The organism is Pedosphaera parvula Ellin514, assembly GCF_000172555.1.
In the GTDB taxonomy this organism is placed as follows: domain Bacteria; phylum Verrucomicrobiota; class Verrucomicrobiia; order Limisphaerales; family Pedosphaeraceae; genus Pedosphaera.
Genome location: NZ_ABOX02000017.1, coordinates 1 through 19,272, shown reverse-complemented (window position 1 = coordinate 19,272; position 19,272 = coordinate 1). Strand labels below are relative to the sequence as shown.

At 51.2% G+C, this 19,272-nt stretch carries 12 protein-coding genes; 5 read left to right on the top strand and 7 right to left on the bottom strand.

Annotated elements, in window-relative coordinates; translation table 11 throughout:
• Nucleotides 1-23 precede the first annotated feature (23 nt).
• Both CFLAV_RS14655 and CFLAV_RS14650 read right to left on the bottom strand, forming a co-directional pair.
• A complete protein-coding gene (locus CFLAV_RS14655; RefSeq protein WP_007415542.1) occupies nt 24-341 on the bottom strand; it encodes a TMEM14 family protein in 318 nt (105 codons plus the stop codon).
• A 21-nt stretch (nt 342-362) separates the two neighbouring features.
• The gene (locus tag CFLAV_RS14650; RefSeq protein ID WP_007415541.1) at nt 363-542 is read right to left on the bottom strand and encodes a zinc ribbon domain-containing protein; all 180 of its coding nucleotides are present in this window, start codon (nt 540-542) and stop codon (nt 363-365) included.
• 232 nt (nt 543-774) lie between these two features.
• On the opposite strand from CFLAV_RS14650, the gene CFLAV_RS14645 reads away from it, so the two are divergent.
• The 3 genes from CFLAV_RS14645 (at nt 775) to CFLAV_RS14635 (ending at nt 6,909) form a co-directional block, all read left to right on the top strand.
• A complete protein-coding gene (locus tag CFLAV_RS14645) occupies nt 775-1,788 on the top strand; it encodes a PAS domain-containing response regulator (protein WP_007415539.1) in 1,014 nt (337 codons plus the stop codon).
• 119 nt (nt 1,789-1,907) lie between these two features.
• Nucleotides 1,908-4,316: a D-alanyl-D-alanine carboxypeptidase gene (locus CFLAV_RS14640; protein ID WP_007415538.1), complete on the top strand. Its 2,409-nt coding sequence runs from the start codon at nt 1,908-1,910 to the stop codon at nt 4,314-4,316.
• A gap of 169 nt (nt 4,317-4,485) precedes the next feature.
• Nucleotides 4,486-6,909, top strand: coding sequence for a beta propeller repeat protein (locus CFLAV_RS14635; protein WP_150107432.1), 2,424 nt, complete (start codon nt 4,486-4,488; stop codon nt 6,907-6,909).
• Between the two features lie 276 nt (nt 6,910-7,185).
• On the opposite strand, the gene CFLAV_RS14630 is transcribed toward CFLAV_RS14635, so the two are convergent.
• A complete protein-coding gene (locus tag CFLAV_RS14630; protein WP_007415536.1) occupies nt 7,186-8,745 on the bottom strand; it encodes a serine hydrolase domain-containing protein in 1,560 nt (519 codons plus the stop codon).
• Between the two features lie 418 nt (nt 8,746-9,163).
• Between CFLAV_RS14630 and CFLAV_RS14620 the strand changes: the two genes are divergently transcribed.
• On the top strand, nt 9,164-10,789 hold the full coding sequence (locus CFLAV_RS14620; RefSeq protein ID WP_007415535.1) for a hypothetical protein: 1,626 nt from the start codon (nt 9,164-9,166) through the stop codon (nt 10,787-10,789).
• Between the two features lie 607 nt (nt 10,790-11,396).
• Nucleotides 11,397-12,191: a DUF1559 family PulG-like putative transporter gene (locus CFLAV_RS32345; protein ID WP_007415534.1), complete on the top strand. Its 795-nt coding sequence runs from the start codon at nt 11,397-11,399 to the stop codon at nt 12,189-12,191.
• A 456-nt stretch (nt 12,192-12,647) separates the two neighbouring features.
• Here the strand turns inward: CFLAV_RS32345 and CFLAV_RS14600 are convergent, their stop codons facing one another.
• The 4 genes from CFLAV_RS14600 to CFLAV_RS32340 all read right to left on the bottom strand — a co-directional run bounded on the left by CFLAV_RS14600 (nt 12,648) and on the right by CFLAV_RS32340 (nt 18,416).
• Nucleotides 12,648-13,478, bottom strand: a complete 831-nt coding sequence (locus CFLAV_RS14600; RefSeq protein ID WP_160164584.1) for an alpha/beta fold hydrolase — start codon at nt 13,476-13,478, stop codon at nt 12,648-12,650.
• Between the two features lie 294 nt (nt 13,479-13,772).
• Complete coding sequence (locus CFLAV_RS14595; protein ID WP_150107430.1) at nt 13,773-14,288, bottom strand: hypothetical protein; 516 nt, start codon at nt 14,286-14,288, stop codon at nt 13,773-13,775.
• A gap of 321 nt (nt 14,289-14,609) precedes the next feature.
• Nucleotides 14,610-15,056 (bottom strand): SRPBCC family protein, encoded by a 447-nt coding sequence (locus CFLAV_RS14590; protein WP_007415530.1) that lies wholly within the window; start codon nt 15,054-15,056, stop codon nt 14,610-14,612.
• A 441-nt stretch (nt 15,057-15,497) separates the two neighbouring features.
• Nucleotides 15,498-18,416, bottom strand: coding sequence for an SEFIR domain-containing protein (locus tag CFLAV_RS32340; RefSeq protein WP_007415528.1), 2,919 nt, complete (start codon nt 18,414-18,416; stop codon nt 15,498-15,500).
• Nucleotides 18,417-19,272: the final 856 nt, after the last annotated feature.

Sequence of the window (19,272 nt, the reverse complement as noted above, 5' to 3'; positions counted from 1 at the left end):
CCTAGTTCGGCTTTGGAACGGAATCAAAAGTGGATGTGCCGGAGAATCAGGGCGGCGAAGGTGAGCACCGTCATGAGACCGTTAGGCATGAACTTTTTGGATTTGGCGAGACGCACGGTAAAAAAGACCAGGAGGAACAGGAGGACCATATCTGCGACGTTGGCTTTGAAGATCAAGTCAAACTGGCAGAGCATCAAAATCACCGCAAAGGAAGCTGACATAATCAGCGACATCTTGCTGCCGGCTTTAAAGAAGCCAACCAGGCCGCCGGCAAAAAGCAGGATGATATAAATCCAGAGTACGTTATAAGCGATATTCGAAGGATGAGTGGTTATTTGCATAAAATCGAAGGAAACCTTCCCTTAATTCCCCAGCACATCCAAGCTTAGAATTTCGCCGGGTTCACATTCCACGACCACTTCAAATGGCCGACAGCAGACTTCGCAATCCGTGGTGAATTGTTGCGATGGGATGCTCGTATCGATGACGAGGTCGAAAGTCTGCCCACAAAATGGACACTGAATGGACTCGGATATTTGCATCGATTTTCTTTTTAAGTAATGAATTAAACTTCTGACAACTGGTCAAATATAACAATTGTTCGGGTTTGTCGGCGGATTAATTTTTTTGAAATTGAAGCCGGAACAATGGCCCGGATTAAGCTTGGCTTGAACGAGCGGTTTGTAGGACAACAATTTTTTGTCATTTGAGACCATTGAGACTAGGGTATTCTGCCCATTGAACAATTACCATTGTTTGTCTGAATAAAGACGTATGAAAAAGCCGTTGAGGGCATTGATCGTTGAGGATTCCGAAGACGATACCCTGTTATTGGTTTTCGAGCTCAGACGAGGAGGGTTCGAGCCACAATTTCACCGCGTTGACAATGTGGTGGAGATGAGGTCAGCGCTGAGCCTGCAGGAATGGGATGTGGTTCTTTGTGACCATGTCATTCCGGGCTTTGGCAGCATTGAAGCGTTGCGATTAATTTCGGAGAAGGGACTGGATATTCCGCTGATCATTGTTTCGGGAGCCATTGGGGAGGAGACAGCGGTTGAAGCGATGAAAGCGGGGGCGCAGGATTATGTGTTGAAACACAAGCTTTTTCGCCTGGTGCCGGCCATTGAGCGTGAAGTCCGTGAAGCGTTAAACCGCAAGGAACGGCATAAAGCCGAGGAGATGCTGGCGTATATGGCCGCCATCGTGGAGTCGTCAGAAGATGCGATCATCGGGAAAACTCTTGAAGGAATCATCACCAGTTGGAATACAGGTGCCGAGCATATTTATGGCTATACAGCGGATGAGGTAAAGGGACATTCGGTCTCCCGGTTGATTCCGCCGGAGCGCCCGGAAGAATTAAAGGAATTTTATCAGCGAATCAAAAATGGGGAGCACATCGATCGTTATCAAACCCAACGGCTGCGAAAGGATGGGGCCATAATCGATGTTTCACTGACGCTTTCAGCCATCAAGAACGGAAAAGGGGAGGTGGTTGGGGTTTCGGCGATAGAGCGGGACATTACCCGGCGGAAGCGGGAGGAGAAGGAGCGGTTGAGGTTGATTGAGGAGTTGAAAGAAGCGCTGACGAATATCAAGACCTTGAAAGGACTTTTGCCGATTTGTGCATCATGCAAGATGATTCGCGATGATCGTGGGTATTGGGAAAGGGTGGAGACTTATATTTCCAAGCATACCCAGGCTGAATTTACCCATGGGATCTGTCCGGATTGTCGTGAGCGACTCTATCCCGAATATACTATTCGCAAAGGGAACACCGGGGCGGGATGAGATTCCTCAGGCAGAATTTGTGAGGCCGCAATTTTAGTGACGAGCGGCAGGAACCAAGTTATACCTTTCAGACCATCTAAAGCGGGAGAAGTCTGTGGAGCTTTTATGGCCTGATTGAAATGAAAAAGGTTGCTACCTTATTCGTCCTTCTTACGCTGGCCAGTTTTTCCGCCAGATCCACCGCTCAACCCATACCTGACAGGATAGATGCCATTCTAGCTCGTGCCGCCGTAGCGACGAATATCTGGAGTGTTTTCATACAAAGCGCGGATGGGACGACCACCGACTATCAAAGGAATCCTGATACTGGATTGGCGCCTGCTTCCAATACCAAGCTTTATACCTCATCAGCAGCGTGGGGATTGTTGGGGACCAATGCGGCTTTTGAGACGAGAGTTTATCGGAATGGGACCCTTAGTGGCGGCGTGCTTACGGGTGATTTGAACCTGGTGAGTGAGCATGACATTACCTGGAACACGAGCGTCTTCAGCAATCCCAGAGCCGCGCTGGATCGGATAGCCACGCAACTGAAGGCACAGGGACTAACGAGCGTGACGGGAAACGTGCAGTGTTACGGAGCTTGCTTCTATAATCTGGCTGACACTGATCCCAGCAACCACGATGCCGCTTTTCAGCAGCCTTACAACGCGAGCGCAGCGACAAATTTCGTGGCCGCCTTGCTGGCGCAGGGTATCACGGTATCCGGCATTCCGGTTGGCAAGACCGGGTTTACCGTGCCTGGAACTTTGATGTACACGCATTTATCCACCGATCTCACCTATAACAGCCTGCCGCTGCGAATGGATGTTGCGTGCACGCCGATGCTCAAGGTCAGTCACAACGTGATGGCGGATGCGCTGTTAAGGCATATCAGTTACAAAATCAATGGGAACGATTCATTTGCCGCAGGGGCGGCGCAGGTTTTGCCCTGGCTCAAAAATGTGGCGGGGGTAAGCACAAACGGAATCGCGATGAATGATGGTTCCGGTCTGTCACATAATAATAAATTCAGCGGCCGCCAGACGGTAACATTGTTGAGGTATATGCTCGGCACATTTTCCAGTTATGCTTCCACACTGCCAATCGGGTGCGTGGATGGGACTTTGGGAAGTCGTTTTTGCAGCACGGATGGATCAGGGCAGGTGCATGCCAAGACAGGATCGCTGAGCATATCGATTGCTCTGAGCGGTTATATTGATAACAAATATGATGGCAGGCGGTATCTTTTTTCCTTTATTGCAAATACAAATGCGATTGATCAGGCAGACACGCGACAGGCAATTGACGATGCGGTTGTTTTGCTCGGGGCACGAGGGGTGGCGCTTAGTCCACAACTCTTCTACGCGGCGAACAGCGGCAGCAACAACACCATCCTGCTGTCATGGTCGAATGAAAAATTTATCCGCACAGGCTATCGCGTTTACACGAGTGCCGATGGAGTCACTTTCGGAGCCCCGATCAATGTGGCAGCGAATGTTCAGACTTACGCCGATGCGGGGCTCGCGGCGGGGACGAAGCGGTTTTATCGGGTGTCGGTGGTGGGGACGAATGGAGAAAGTCCGTTCTCCCGCGTCTATGGAGCGCAGGTGGGCGCGACACCTTCAAAGATTTTGATTGTCGACGGTTATGATCGTTGGCAATTCCAACCTTCGGATAATCCCAAGGCAACGAATCACAGTTTCTCGGCAATTGCTGGTCGGAGCATCAGCGGTCCGGCGTTTGACACCGCGAACCATATGTCGGTGACCAATGGAACGGTGCCGATTACGAATTACCAGGCGGTGATCTGGATGCTGGGAGAGGAATCGACGCAAGACCGGACATTTGATGCGATAGAGCAGGCGCTGGTTACGTCATACTTGAATTCCGGGGGAAATCTGTTCGTGAGTGGAGCAGAGGTTGGGTGGGATTTGGATCGTACGAGTGGAGCTGCCACAGCGGACAGGAACTTTTATCATAACCAGTTGAGGGCAGTGTTTAGCGCGGACGATGCCAATACCTATGCATTTGTGCCGCTGGCCGCAGGTATTTTTACCGGCAACGCCAGTGGTGGTTTTGACAATGGAACGCAGGGAACCTATAACGTCGCATATCCAGATGTCTTGCTGGCCACGAACGGGAGCGCGGCGACAATTTTGTATTCAGGAGGAACGGGCGGCGCGGCGGCAGTGCAGTATGATGGTTCGCTTGGAGGCGGCAAGGTGGTGAATTGGGGATTTCCTTTTGAAACGATTACGAGCGCGAGCGTGCGGGATGCTTATATGTCGGATGTGCTCAAATTTTTTGGGCTCATTTCACCGCCGAACATTGCCAGCGCCAAGTTCAACCCGGTGAGCAACTCCATTTCCTTGAGTTGGAGTTCCAGTTCGGGTTTGAAATATCGGGTGCAATACAAGAACAGCCTGACGGACGTTAATTGGGGGCAGATTGGAGTGGACGTGGTGGCGACGAATACGGTTAGTTCGATTGTGGATAATGGAATTTCTGCTTCACCACAAAAGTTTTACCGTGTTTTGATGGTGAATTAGACGGTCGGGATTTTCCCCTTACATCGGAGGGTTTGGCCTTTTAATTGCTCATTTTTTGGGACGTGTCGTGTCGATTGCAGATTGCAAGAGGCGACCGGATTTTTGCATGGCCATGAAAAGATGTTTACGTTCCTTAGCGGCGTTTGAATGTGTATTAGCAATTCTTCTTTTGTCGCGAGGACAGGCGGCGCAGCCGACTCAATGGGGTCCAAAGGGTGCGGGAGGGGGAGGCGCATTGTTTGCGCCGAGCTTCAATCCGTTCAACGCGGGCGAGCTTTATGTGGCTTGTGATATGAGCGAGGTGTTTCGTTCGACCAATTTTGGGGCGGGTTGGATCACGAGCGATTTTGGGCAGATACAAGGAGGTCGGAATGCGATCATGCAATTTACGAGTGATCCCAAGGTAATTTATTGCGTTGATTACTCAGGCGACCTGATAACACCGACGAAGAGTGTGGATGGTGGTGCGACGTGGCACCAGCTCGCTGGCGATCCTACGGGGGGAGGAGCGTATGCATTGTTTGCGGACTCTGGTTCGACGAATAGGATTATTGTTTCGGATTATAGCAATTTGTATTGGTCGACCAATGGGGGATCGAGCTTTGCATCGAAATACAGTGCGGCGGCGGGATTGTATGTGGCGGGAGCTTTCTTCGATGGAACGAATATTTATGTGGGGACGAGTGCGGGGTTGTTGGTATCGACGGACAATGGAAATACTTTTGCCCTGTCGAGTGTGGGAGGCATTCCAGCAGGGCAGGTGATGGTTTCGTTTGCCGGGGCGAAGCAGGGCACAGCGAAAAGGTTCTTTTGTGTGATTTGGAGTTCGGCGGATGTTTTTCCAGGATTGTACGTTGAGAGTTCGTATACTAGTTATGCAGGGACGTATTCGTTGGATTGGGGACAGGGGAACTGGACATTGAGGAATAGTGGTATTCCGGCGGGCTATAATCCGGCATTTGTGGCGATGGCGCAGAATGATATTTCGACGGCTTACGTGGCGGGGCAGCAGAGCACGATTGATTATCCGATACTTTACAAGACGATCAATGGCGGGACGAACTGGCAAAACTCGTTATTGATTACGAATAATCTGAATGTGTTTACCGGTTGGGCGGGAGCGAGTGGGGACAGGGATTGGTCGTATGGGGCGGGAGCGTTGGGATTGGCAGTGGCGCCGAATGATTCGAGCAAGGTGGCTTATACAGATTTGGGCTTCGCGCATGTGAGCACGAATGGCGGTGCGTTTTGGAAGCAGGTTTATGTGAATGTGGCGGACCAGAACGCAACGAATGCGGTGACGCCGAAGGGAAAGTTTTATCACAGCATTGGACTGGAGAATACTTCGTGCTGGGGAGTGACGTGGTCGGATAGCAATCATATCGTCGCTGGATATTCGGATATTAAAGGGATCATCAGTGCGGATGGAGGGAATACGTGGGGTTTTGGATATACGGGGCACAATCAGAATTCGATGTACCGGTGCGTGAAGCATCCGGTAACGGGCGTGTTGTATGCAGGGACGTCGTCAATTCATGATATGTATCAAAGCACGCATCTGACCGACGCGACCATTGATGGCGGGGCGGGGTTGGTTCTGTTCTCCAGCAATCAAGGTGTGACGTGGCAGACGTTGTACAATGCTGGGCATCCGGTGATCTGGGTGGCGACGGACCCGAATAATGCGAACCGCCTTTATGCGAGTGTGATTCATAGCACCGCCGGTGGGATTTATGTTTCGAGCAATATTCAGAACGGGGCAGCATCGACGTGGAGCAAACTGGCTAATCCGCCACGGACGGAGGGGCATCCATTTAATATGCATGTGCTGAACGATGGCATTTTGGTTTGCACTTACTCAGGACGCAGGACGACGACGGCGTTTACCGCGAGTTCGGGTGTGTTTGTCAGCACCAATGCCGGGACGTCGTGGATTGATCGCAGCCATACCAACATGAGTTATTGGACGAAGGATTTGGTGATTGATCCGAATGATGCGACGCAGAACACGTGGTATGTGGGGGTGTTCAGCGGCTGGGGTGGGGCACCGAATGGGCTGGGCGGATTGTATCGGACGACGAATCGCGGGGTGAGCTGGACGCGGTTGAACAGTTTGGATCGGGTGACGTCATGCACAATCAATCCGCTGAATGCGAATGAGCTTTATTTGACGACGGAGACGCAGGGGCTTTGGGGTTCGACCAATATTACAGCGGGAAGTCCTTCGTTCTTCCAGGTGACGAGCTATCCATTCCGGCAGCCGGAGAGGATTTTCTTCAATCCTTACAAGCTTTCGGAGATGTGGGTGACGAGTTTTGGAAATGGGATCAAGGTAGCAAGCACGGTTTCGGCCGGGAGTTCGTTGCCTGGGACTTTGAAAGTGGATGCTTCGAGTTTGAAGCTGAATGGGAGTGTGAGTTTGGTTTTGCAACAGGGGACGCCGGGAGCGGCGTATGCGGTTTGGGCGTCAACGAACATGACGAACTGGACTTCAATTGGGACGAACAACGTGGGAGTGAATGGGGCGGTGCAGTTCAGTGACACGAATGCGGGAGGGTTCGGGCGGAGGTTCTATCGGAGTCAGGGGTTGTAGGGCGGGGTAATAGGGAAGTAACCACTAATGGACACGGTCTGTATATCCAAATCAGAACTGCAATAAAATAGCGAAAACCATTGATAAATCGATGCAAATTCGCCCTAACTCGTCACTATTTTCGGCAACTTTTGACTGCTTTCACTGACACTTTTACTGACACTTTTACTGACAGGTGCATGTTAATAGTATAAAAAAAAACTACTTTAAAGATCGTATAATGGTTGTTTTTGCTAGCTGGTGATTATGCCGAGTGCACGGGGCGGTTCCCTAAATTCATTGAGGGATCGCCCTTTTTTCATCTTTCAACTCGGCATTATTTCCACGAAGAAACGCAAAGAAAAGACTAATGCCAACGCAGCCCAATAGCGCCTCCGCAAAGTAATTAACCAAAGGCAACACCCAGATGTCCGGAATTGCCGGACTGATGGGCAATGGCAGAGACGGCGGCGCATAGAACAAATACCACCAAATCAACGTCACCACAGCAAAAAAGGAAGTGACCAGCAGCCATCGCTTGGAAGGACGCCGGCTCCAACGCAACTTGCCGCACGCGACCTGATATACCCGCCTGCCGGTGATGACGGTTAGAATCGTTCCGAAGACCAGAGTGATTCTTAGCACTAACCGGTTCAGCCCAATCGTGAAGCCACTTGCAGGCGGAGGATCGGTCACGGTTTGGCTCCTCATCGTCCGCCACCAAAGGGCATTCACGGCGCCATTGAACGGCCCGCCGAGCGCCGAATTGTTGGCGATGACAAAACCCTCCCGCTGGGTGGCGTCGAGGAGGAATTGAGCGTTCCAGCCTGGATTGGCTCCCGAATGCCCGAGTATCTTGTGTCCATCGATCCACGCCACACCATAACCGAGACCCGAACCATCCGAATTGGTTTGGATCTCCAGCATTTGCGCCACGCTTTCCGGCGTTAGAACTCCGCGTCCCACAGGTTCTGCGTGGGCACTCGGCACGGCGGCCGCGAGGAAGCGGGCAAAATCGGCAACACTGCAAACCTCACTGCCGATCGACTGACAAGCGAGTTGTCGATAACCGACCGGTTCCTGCAATTCTCCATAGGGCATCGGCGCAGCGACTTCAAGCTCCGGCGTCCATGTCCACTGCAGGGTATCGAGCTTCAGCGGCGCGGTCACTTCGCGGTGCATGAAGGACGCGAATGACTCACCCGAGACGTCTTCAATGATCATTTGCAGAATCACAAATCCGCCGCCGGAATACTCCCCCCGCGACCCGGGCTGCCATTTGATGAGGACAGCGCCGTTCACTTCACCGTTGAACATGGGAACCTGATTCCTGCCTTCCAGCATTTCTACCAAGTTGGGCAATCGACGGCGCTGGTTGTAATCCATGAAACCGTGGACCGTGAGGCCGGCGGTGTGGCTGAGCAGGCGGCGAATGGTCACGGCGTTGGGGTCGAACTGTGATGAACGAAGCTGCCAGCGTTTTAAATAACGGTTTGCCGGCGCATCCAGATCCACTTTTCCTTCTTCAACAAGACGCATGATGCCCCATGCCGTCAGAACCTTTCCGTTGGAACCGTGATTGAATACCAAGTCTGGTCGCATAAGCCCGTCCGTCGAAAGATTAGCACGCCCGAATGCCTTCGTCCAAACCACGTCGCCGTTTCTGATGCAAGATATCACGGCTCCTGGCACGCGGTATTTCTCTAACAACTCAGGCATCTGTGCGTTCAGTGCTGCGGCAAACCGATCGCTTGAATCGGCCCGACCAGATGATGAGATGCCGACGACCAAAGCTGAGACGAGAGCGGCGATCCATTTCAAACCGACTAAATGCCAGGCGTTCTTCCCTCGTTGCATGTGTTACTGGAAAGCATAGCGTTCGAATAATGTCGAGTAAAAGAATAAAAAGAGGCGATCCCTCAATGAATTTGAAGAAGCGCCCCGGCTATCCACGGCGCTTTTGAACGCCAGTGGTGGCGAAGTCTCAGCAAGTTCCAGCCAGTTTTGGCGAATTTTTTTACCATCCGCCCCATGACTGACAGTTTCGCTGACAGTGGCCGTCCATCCCTTCAAGAAACCCTGTGTTTGCAATGGTTTTAACAACTTAACCACGGATGGACACGAAGGCACACGAATAAAGGAGCGTTTTAGTCACTGATTAAACACAAAACAGATGGTTCCTTGTGCATTTGTGGCACGCGGGTACAATTTGATTCACCAAGCCTGCTTGAAAATTCGGTCACATATTGCGCGAGAAATCTGTGTATTCATTTGCATGGTAGCAGTTCTGTTTTCTTCTGCGGTGAAGGGGGCGGGGCCATATGGGACGGATAATGGGTGGGCGATTGATAATACTGGGACTGCTTTGCTGACGGCGGGTGTGGCGTCGAAGATGGTGCAGGGGGAGACGGGGTGGATACGGATCGAGATGCGGTTGATACCGGGGCACACGAATTGGGATGCGGCGATGCTGGGTTATTATGATAACGCGGTGAACAATGCGCGGAATGCGGGGTTGCAGGTGTTGTTGTTGATTGATGGAGGCTCGTGGCCGGGAAGTCAGACGGATTGGGAGGCGAACAGTTCGGAGAAGAATCCGGGTTCAAATGGCGATAATATTTACGTGGAAGGTTATGCCACGAATGCGGTGGTGCCGATCGTGCTGCATTTTCGGGATCGCGTGAAATATTACGAGTTGTGGAATGAGCCGAATGCCTGGACGACGAGTGTTGGCGTGGGCGGCACGTATCTTTATCCGTCGAATTATGGTTGGTTGCTGGCAAGGAGCTGGGAGTCGGTGCATATCACGCATCAGATCAATGATGTGACTTTATTTTCGGGCGGGGTGTTTGGTCATAGCATTGGCGGAATTTACAGCTACGGCAATGCCGGGGCGCAATACGTGGACGATACCTATAGTACCGGGACGAACACGACGAAGGGTGGAGCTTTTGCTTATGCCAAATCCAATTACAATGTGTATCCGTTGGATGGGGTTGGTGAGCATGTCTATATCGATCAGGGCGGGGTGGCATCGTCGCTGGAGTTTAGGCAATATGTGGATTGGGTGCGGCAGGCTTATACCAAATATGAAGGAGCCAGCACCCTGAAAAAGACGTTCATTACCGAAGTGGGCTGGCAGACCACCAACAGCATCCATACGAGCGGTGTTTCGCAGGAAATCCAGGAGACGAATTTGATTTCCACGTTCAGCGCGATCAAGGTGATTCCTTACGTGAAAATGGCGATCTGGTTTTATTGGCAGGACAATCCGGCGGGGAATATTTATTACGGGGTGAAGGATTCTTCGGGGAGTCCGAAGCTGTCGTATGTGGATTATCAGCACTCTGAGCAGTTTGAAGGGATTAATTCCAACGGGACAACGAATCAAAATATCCAGAGCTATTACTACAGCCATGGCCAGGCTGCGTTGGGGAATCCATTCGATAATGGGCATGGGGCGTATGTTTACGGTTTCTTTAATGGCTACGCACAGGACTTCGATGGAGGTTCGCATAAGACAGCAACGTTGATGACGTCGACAAATGGGACGATTGAGCTGAATGATCAGCATGGGTTGTGGAGTTTTTTTAAGACGAACAATGGGGCGGTGAATTATGGTTATTGGTTGAACAACGAGTTCACTTCGGGCAGTGGTACGAGGCAGGATTTCTCGCGGGGCTATATGACGTGGGATGCGGTGAACAAGGTGGTTTGGACGTTTGTGCGGCCGACGATGATTGCAACGCAAGCAGGGGACAAGTTGGTGATTTCGTGGAGTGGGACTTATACGCTGCAATCGGCGTCGGATGTTGCGGGCCCGTTTGTGGATGTGTCGGGGGCGGTTAGTCCGTATACGAATAACGCGGCCTTGGGGAGGCAGTTTTTTAGGTTGAGATGATTAAGAGGAGGTAACCGCAGATGGATGCGGATGGACGCGGATAAGGAGGGAAGTCAACGAATGTCGGTGATGTAAACAGTTAATCCACAGCTACGTAAAATAACATAACTAAATCTATTGACATTATGGAGATTTAAATTAATAGTGTTCTCGTAATCAACCCGTCCACGGGAGATCCAAATTTAACGTCGAGAAGAAAAGATAAAATTTTGTGATTTGCCCGAATTTTTTTGCCAACATTGGATGCGTTGCAATTTGCCTCTTGAGTGAGACTTCCTTCCTGTCCGCATCATCCTGCCGCGCTCCAAAGAATGCAGACCTCATCTGGCCGATGCGAAATCCAAGTTGGTCGATGATGCCAGCGGAGGTAACGGGATGAGTCAATTCGACATCGGGCGCATCTTGACACTGTGCTTAAGAAATAAAACCACAGTTCGGAAACTGAGGCATTTTAATCAACTTTTGTAAGATTAAGAACGGTAATTTTTATTGACCCGAAGTACTAACACATCCATCTTTATAGCCATGAACCCCAGATACTGGCTACGCCCCAGCATGTAGTGTCATGTGCCGTGGAGTCGTATAGCAACACATTGATAGCCATGTTATGAAAAAGCAGAAGCAGAAGCTCCATACCCACCGCACAGGTTTTACCTTGATTGAACTCCTGGTCGTTATTGCAATCATTGCCATTCTGGCCGGCCTTTTATTGCCGGCGTTGAGCAATGCCAAAATGGCGGCTTTGCGCACCCAATGCTTGAGTCAACAAAAGCAAATTGGCCTGGCCGCCCACATGTATTCCCTGGATAATAATGATTTCGCTGTGTTTCCAAACTGGGGCGGCCTGAATGCCGGCTGGCTCTATGCCCCCGTGGGAGGAAACCCACCTGCGCTTTCGAATCCGCCGGAAAATGCTTATCAGGGCGGTTTACTTTGGGCCTATGTGGGGAAGAACTGGCGGGTTTATCGCTGTCCGACTGAAAAGACCAATACCACAACTTTTGCTGCGCGTCTCGACAAGTTGTCCACCTATGTGATGAATGGGGCGAGCATGGGATATCATAAAACCCCACCGCTTCCGACGGTTCATAAAATGGGTTCCATGGCGCCTGCTTCGTATATGATGTGGGAGCCCAACGACGAGGATGCGGGTGTGTATAACGATGGTGCCAATCAACCCGACCAGTCGAATGGGCCGAGTCGCCGACATGTTAAAGGCTGTATTGTGCTTGGTTATGATGGGCGGTCGCAATTCATCAAATTTGAGACGTACCAGCAGGAAGAGGTTAAAAACGACACGGCAGGATCCCCGCCAACATTATTGTGGTGTGATCCTGATAGCAGGGGTGGATTGGGATGGACAGGTGATGTTAATCGTGGCTGTTCGTTGTGGACGAACTGAGCGGTAAGTTTTCAGTTTTCAGCGGTGATTGATTGTTCATGCTTTCTGAGGAGACTGGTGACGGTTTGCAAGATTGCGTGGCGGGTAGCCGGAAATATTTCCAAGGGACATTTGCCCGCGGTTCAGCGACGGCAAGGCGGTCGGCAAAATAAGGAAAATGTAGATTGTGCGGGCGGTGCCGCTTCGATTGCATGCGTTGAGTTGTTTGGAGTCACGGGCCGAAGCGGATTTATTTTTTGATCGGGAACTATAAACATTGCGGTCCGCTGGACCTTCGGAGATCGCAGTTTGTTCCTGAGTCTCGGCGGAGTGTTTCGAGAGCATGGTTGGTTTTGCAGGCAAAGAGGGGAACAGGACAAGGAGGCATGCATCTTTCCATGAACCTGACCGTGTTCAACGTCGCGGGTTGGTTCCTGGTTCTGATGACATTCTGGTTAGGAAAAAATCACGACAACATTACTTCAGGAATGCGTCCACTTGTTTTAGAAACTGGTCGGGTTGGTCGAGCATGATGAAGTGTAGGGAGTTGTCGATGCGGATCAGTTTTTTGTTGGGGAGGGAGGCGAAGCTTTTTTGATAGAGGTTGTCCACCATGGCTTGTGGAAAGCCAGTTGAGGAATCCCAAGGGTAGAGAATGGTTACGGGGATCTTTATTTGAGGCAATTGGGGGCGCATGTCGATGGTCATGAGTTCGTATAAGGCGCGAGCCACGACGGATTTGTCGGAAGCGACAGCCCAGGCGGCAGTGGTCTTGAGACCCTCCGGCGACTTGACCATGAAGCGCAGTACATTGGTTTGGCTTTGCGCGTAGTCTTTTTGAGTTTGGGCCAGGATGGTGTCGCGCATGGCAGCAGCACGGGGCTTGGCGTCCTCAACATTGTTGACACCGTTCAACACGCTGAAGAAGGGAAGTGAGTCTACAATCAAGAGTTTGCTGGCGTCTTCAGGACGTTGGGAGGCGAGCATTAAGGCCATCAATCCGCCGAGCGAATGACTGATCACTTTTGGGGCGGTCAGTTGGTTGGTTTTGATATAGGTGTTGATGGCATCGACAGTTGGCTGGACGACAGGTCCTTGGGCGTTCGCATTCGGAGGGGCACCGGCGAAGCCTGCGACTTGAATGATGTGGAGGCGGTAACGTCCTTCGAGGTGTTTGGCGATGGCGTCCCAGACGGCGTTGGAGGAGGCGAGGCCGGGAATCAGCACGATGTCCGGGCCGGTTCCACGTACTGTGACGGTGATTCGGTTCGTGATTGGTTCAGCGAGGGCAGCGGTGAAAATAAGCATAGTAAATGTCACCGTTAGAATAATTCTGAATACTGATTGGCGCATGGGAATTTTGTTTAGGGGTGACTTACATTTGTGGTTGTTGGGCGGAAGTGCATTCGTGCCAATTGGAACCCGTTGCGGGATGAGCATGGTTAGGCATAGGTGCGATTGATGCCGCGTGCGGGTGGGGAGAGAAACTGAAGCTGGAAAGTTCATGTTCAGAGTGACGGTGCTACGGTGACTAGCGGATAAGGATCGGTGCACCCGACTTGTTCGACTTTGAGTGCTTCAACTGTCGATTTGGAAGCGGCTTCATCTGTTCAGCGCCTTTCCTTTTATCAAATCTTTAACAGCATCACTTACAAAAAAATCATCATCCACTTCTCCCCCATAACGCACAATTTTCGCAGAGACGACCTTGTCGTCGATGAAATCCACAAAGAACTGCCGACCGGAGCTTCCCCACGCGATCTGCAAATCATAGGTAAGCCGCATCTTGTGCTCACCCACCGACGAACCTCTAGGCGATCCAATCTTCTGGACAACCTGTGCCTTAGTCATGCCTGCGGCGATGCGCTTTGCGTCGCTTGCGTAAACGTGGTAAGGGAGCGGGGCAAACCATGCACTTAAAAAAGTCCAGAGTATGCACGCTGCTGGTACAAGCGAGACGACGAACCCGGAGAAGATTACGAACCGATCTGAATGAGCGGCCTGCTTTGACTTCAGAAATCCGAGACCTAGTAGCGACAACAACAATGATGCTCCCGTAACAAATACTCCAATACCGCTGTCCATTTGCTCGATCAAATAAGCGCCTTTTGGCGGCATTACTGAGAGGACTGCCAGTCCGAGAAGGCACAGGAAGCACCCAAAAATCAGGAGGGCTAAGAGGTCCTTAGTTCTGAGCTTGGCTATCCTTAATAAACTCGGTGACATCATAGCGGCCTATTTGTCGAACGAGTCAAGCTCAGTGGATTCTGGCCACGGAATGCGTGGACTGTGGCTGGAGCGCGAGGGTTGGGAGATGTGGATTCTTTTCGCTTCGCGAAGTTCATAGGTGGTTCAGTGGATTCGGGCTTCGCCCTCGCCTTCAGCCTACGACCTTTTGATTCTACACAACAAGCCGAATTCCTTTCGTCCTACTTCGCGCTAATCTGGAATCTCAGCCTCGACAAGTTTTGCAAGCAGGATGAGTGATTCCTGCCACCCGAGGTAGCAAGCCTCAGGGGGAATGACATCGGGCACACCGTCTTGAACGATGTTCAGCTCAGTCCCGACGGATACCTTTTTGAGGGTGATTGTCACCTGCATTTCCCCTGGCAAGTTCGCGTCGTCGAATTTGTCCGAGTAGCGAATGCGTTCGTGCGGTACCAGTTCAAGATATGTTCCGCCAAAGGAGTGGCCGTGTCCGGTGGTAAAATTTGTGAACGACATTTTGTGGGAGCCACCGACCTTGGCTTCCAAGTGGTGAACCTTGCAGGTGAATCCGTTAGGTGGAAGCCATTTAGCCAATGCGTCGGCATCCAAGAATGCCCGATAGATTCGCTCTGGAGTCGCACGGAGCACTCGGTGAAGTCGGATAGTGTTTGTTCCCATAATTTTGTTTCCTCTCGATGGTGTTATTATGAGGTAACCACAAACGCCTGGCAATTTCTGATTGCCGTCTACGGATAAGAGCCAAGCTCGAAATTGGAGGCGTGACCGCAGATGGACGCCGATGAACGCAGATGGGGAACGATACGTCGAGTTTGCGTTTGTCGAGTAATCGGGGTTCCCAAAGCGATGGAAAGTTTGGGCGCATTTTCCCTCACCCCGGCCCTCTCCCATTGCAAGGGGAGAGGGGGAGAACGTCGGGTATTTTCTGGTTGGATTGGATTTGTCGCGTGATTCCCATCGTGGGTTGTTTTAGTAATGGAGGTCTTTCGCAGATCAACAGGCGCTATGCGGTTTTTCGACTTGTGTAGTTAGTGCCGTGTTCGAAAGAGATCATGGTGTGGCCGAATCCGGGATTGTTGCGGAGTCCAGGTGGTAGTGTCGTTACCAGTTCTTCGCGGCTTCTTCGGCGTCTTCCAACTCTTCTTTGCGACGCCAATAGCCGCATTGTTCGATGAGTTTGCGGGCTTCGATCAGAGAGGTTTTGTCACGGAAGAGGCGGGCGCGATGGAGGTGGATGTCTGCCATGTGGAGGCGCATGGGGCCGCGTTCGGCGATTTCCCAGGCTTCTTCTAAATCGGCGCGCGCGCCTTCGGCATCATTTTCAAGAAAGCGCAGAAGGGAGCGGGACAGAAGGCCGCTTGGAAGGTGATGTTGCTGGCCAGCACGACGGAGGCAGTCAACAGCAGTGGAAAGGTGTTGGTGAGGCACGATAAATCCCGATTCCAGTTTGCTAGTTGCTGAATTCTCGAGAGCCGCACGATAGAGTGAGGCACGCCCGAAAGTGAGATGGTCGAGAGCGATGTCGAGAAGTGAGTCGTTGGGGGCGCGCCAAGTAAGTATCCTTTGGCTTCTCTCCTCAACCTCGCGGCAACGTCCAATTAGCTGGAGCGTGGTTTTTTGTGTCCCATTGGTGATAATTTTCCAAGCAACTCTTTCAGCATCAACGTGGAGTAGATCGCAGTATTCGAAACTGGATAACGAATACAAGAGTGGATACTTAGGTTGGCGCTTCGCTTGCATGTCTTCGGCCTCTTTGAAGAGCGTTAGGGCGGTTGCTTGGTTGCCAGATTGATGAACGGCGTTGGCCCATGAAGTGGATGAACGGATTATTTGAAATGAATTTTTACTACGATTCGCAAAGTTGACGGATTGCTTAGAATCTCTCATTGCACCCATTATGTCGCCGAAACACATCTCGAGTTCGCTAACGTTAATGGCACATCTCGCTGCGTTCACCCAATCCTCTTGTTTTATTCGCATCTGTAAGCCGGCGCGCATCGGATCAAGAGCTTCAGTGAGACGGCCCAATGCCCTAAGTTGAAAAGAAGCCTGACTGTACAACCAAGCTTGGGCTACTTCGGTGAAATCTCCTGCAGGTTGACTCCACAGCTTATCGAAAAAATAAGAGACCACTGCTAAATCAGCTCCAATTGTTCCGAGTTTCATCATGCTATAGTGATCACGTCCTCTCGCGATCCGAGCCGCATAAACCTCATCACATGCTGCACGGGCCTGTCCTGCTTGGCAACCGTGAACGACAGCTTGATAGAGAGGTTGAAGATCCTCCACGGATGGTTGCGATTTATCTTCCGTTGTGTCGCGAAGATGCACGTAAAGTAGCCGATGGGCAGCACGCCAACCCACAAGATTCTTTTGTCGAATTGTTGCGGCGAAGTATTCGCGAATTAACGGGTGGGTATCGACTGTTGATTTGTCGCTTTGAATAAAAACTAGGCCAGCATCCTTGAGTGAGGAAAGGGTAAGATTCCAATCTTCTTCATCAAGATCGATTAGCGGTTTGGTCAAGTGCGCAATGCCAGGCCTTTGGCGAAGCACTTCCAAAAGTCTATTTTCTGCTGGGCGGTCGAAGAGACTGAGTGCACGAAGTACTGCGAGTTGGCGCAAGCCGACTTCGCCACCGGACGAAAGCCATGTTTCGTAGGCGGCCATGGCTTTGAAAGCGTGGCCGTTTTGGATGTTGGCATCTGCTTTCTCAAACCTGACCTGGGCGCGTCTGCGAATGTCACCTCCGTGCGCACGCACTAGGTAGTTGCCTAATATATTCAGGGTAAGAGCGTGGCCGTTGACATCGCAGCTGAGTTGTTGGCGTTCCGCAGTGGTTCCTTTTACGCCGAGCTTTTCCAATAACGCGTCACCAGCATCCTTGGAGAGATGTTCCAGTTTCCATTCTGGGGCCGTTGTGCTTCGAAAGGGAAGCAGGTCGGTGACTGTTTCGCGAGTGGTGACGATGCAGAGGCCGGGGCTATTTCGAGCCAGTCCTTTGAGCAACATCTCCACTGCCGGGTCTTTTAACTTGCCGCCCATTGGGCCGGGCGGATATTGCAATGGTTCCAAGCCGTCGAGCACCAAGAGAGTTCTTTCCTGGGCTACCAAGTGTGCGAGTCGTGCACCTTTGTCCCAAGGTGAGGCGTTGCTTCTAGCCATCTCGGGATCGCCAAAAGCTTCGAGTGCCTTGGCAATGAATACGTCGCCGGAGACACCTTGTTCTCGTGTTCCCTGGCTGTAAAATGACCAATCGAAAATACGCTTTGCTCCGCGACCGGCATCGGAAATGAGCCGGTTCATCCATTCAAAGATAAGCGAGGTTTTTCCCACTCCGCCGAATGCGACGAAAGTGGCCACGTTGATTTTTGGATTGTTCCAAGTGTCATCTAAACGTTTCAGTTCCTCATCACGGCCGAATAATTCCTCGGCACCATGGCGGAGATGAGTAGGAAAGATTTGAATTGGTGCTGCGGTCTGGGGGATGGGTTGAGGTTGAGCTGGAGGCTTGGGTGGTAGAACAGGGACAGTGCCAAGCGGTGGTTTTGGAACGCTTGGCTGGCGGGTAATGATTCGAAACAAATGCTCAAATCCGGAGTCTTCCAGCGCAAAGTTGCGGAGGCGGCAATGTGTCCAACCGCGAAGAATTTTAGGAACACTTGAGTCCGGTTCGTCATCAAAAAAGACTGGAATAAACCGTCTGTTGCCTTTGGCATCGTAAAGCTCGTCATCCATCAGACTGCCTTCCCAATAAACGCCTTTGCCTTTTTCAGGACGTTCATGACCTTCGATGCGGCGATAATACTCGGCAGTACAGACACAGAGGACATAGTCCGAACGCTCGGGACTCATTTGCTCTTTGCACCAGCGAGGCCAATCCACAATTTCCTCATTGTGGTATTGATCGAGTTCCACATCGATGCCGTGGTCTCTTCGCAGTGCTGTGCTGAGTGCCAACACTCGCTGGCAGTGTGCGGGAGAATCGTGACTGTAGCTGATAAAGGCTTTAATGGTCATTCCCTTTGAGTCCTTGGGATGGTTCGCGTTATGGACTACCAGATGGCGGGGAGTGAGCCAAGCGATTCTTCTACATCGAACCAAACTCTTATAACAAAACTGGCGTAGCGATTAAGCAAAAGTGGGTGGACTGTCGGTTTATCCTTGCTGCTGTGAGACAGGAAGACGTCGAATTTATGCTCCGTTGCACCCAGGGTTTCCATGTATGTAAGGCGATATCAGAGTTTTCTCTTGTGGGCAAGGCTATCGGCTCATTGGCCCAGAGTAGATGCAGTATTTTCTTCGATTTCTGAAATGGTAATGAATGGTGACGTGCAGGAGGGATGATGCTCGCGGGGCTCGCGCCGACTATGTCGGCAGAATGTGAATGTATTGAGGAACGGTTACCCTGGGTTCCACCAGGTTCCACCCAGGGCTGGTTTGGGACGCCCCCTTGGGGCTCCGGAGGGCTGCGGAAAGGGAGGAATTTGCGAGTGACGATGTTTGATTTTTGAGCGGAGAGGATGATGACGGTTAATATGGCGGCAGATTCAGGGTCAACCGGCCGATTTATTTACGATTTTTCGATGCATGATCGCGTAAAAGCCAGAGTTGGAGAATTAAATGCGTGAACCCTGCTCATTTGCGAATGGTTGGGTTTGTATGATGTTGGATAATAATTAGAGCGTTTTGTGTAAAATAGTTAGGTTGTATATAAAAAGAAAGCAAGATATGTATTGCCAAAGTGAGTATTAATGTGACAAAATGGGTTCCGACAATATGATTTAGGGTGATTCCTGCGAGGAGTGGGAGACGAAATCTGAGGATTTCGAGGCCTTGGATCGAGTTCCAGTTCTAATTCTAACAACCAAAACAA

Bases quoted from the DNA above. Each gene is read 5' to 3' on its own strand.
- CFLAV_RS14650 (WP_007415541.1), bottom strand. From the start codon at position 542: ATGCAAATATCCGAGTCCATTCAGTGTCCATTTTGTGGGCAGACTTTC.
- CFLAV_RS32340 (WP_007415528.1), bottom strand. From the start codon at position 18,416: ATGACCATTAAAGCCTTTATCAGCTACAGTCACGATTCTCCCGCACAC.
- CFLAV_RS14600 (WP_160164584.1), bottom strand. From the start codon at position 13,478: ATGCTTATTTTCACCGCTGCCCTCGCTGAACCAATCACGAACCGAATC.
- CFLAV_RS14645 (WP_007415539.1), top strand. From the start codon at position 775: ATGAAAAAGCCGTTGAGGGCATTGATCGTTGAGGATTCCGAAGACGAT.
- CFLAV_RS32345 (WP_007415534.1), top strand. From the start codon at position 11,397: ATGAAAAAGCAGAAGCAGAAGCTCCATACCCACCGCACAGGTTTTACC.
- CFLAV_RS14590 (WP_007415530.1), bottom strand. From the start codon at position 15,056: ATGGGAACAAACACTATCCGACTTCACCGAGTGCTCCGTGCGACTCCA.
- CFLAV_RS14640 (WP_007415538.1), top strand. From the start codon at position 1,908: ATGAAAAAGGTTGCTACCTTATTCGTCCTTCTTACGCTGGCCAGTTTT.
- CFLAV_RS14630 (WP_007415536.1), bottom strand. From the start codon at position 8,745: ATGCAACGAGGGAAGAACGCCTGGCATTTAGTCGGTTTGAAATGGATC.
- CFLAV_RS14655 (WP_007415542.1), bottom strand. From the start codon at position 341: ATGCAAATAACCACTCATCCTTCGAATATCGCTTATAACGTACTCTGG.
- CFLAV_RS14620 (WP_007415535.1), top strand. From the start codon at position 9,164: ATGGTAGCAGTTCTGTTTTCTTCTGCGGTGAAGGGGGCGGGGCCATAT.
- CFLAV_RS14595 (WP_150107430.1), bottom strand. From the start codon at position 14,288: ATGCCGCCAAAAGGCGCTTATTTGATCGAGCAAATGGACAGCGGTATT.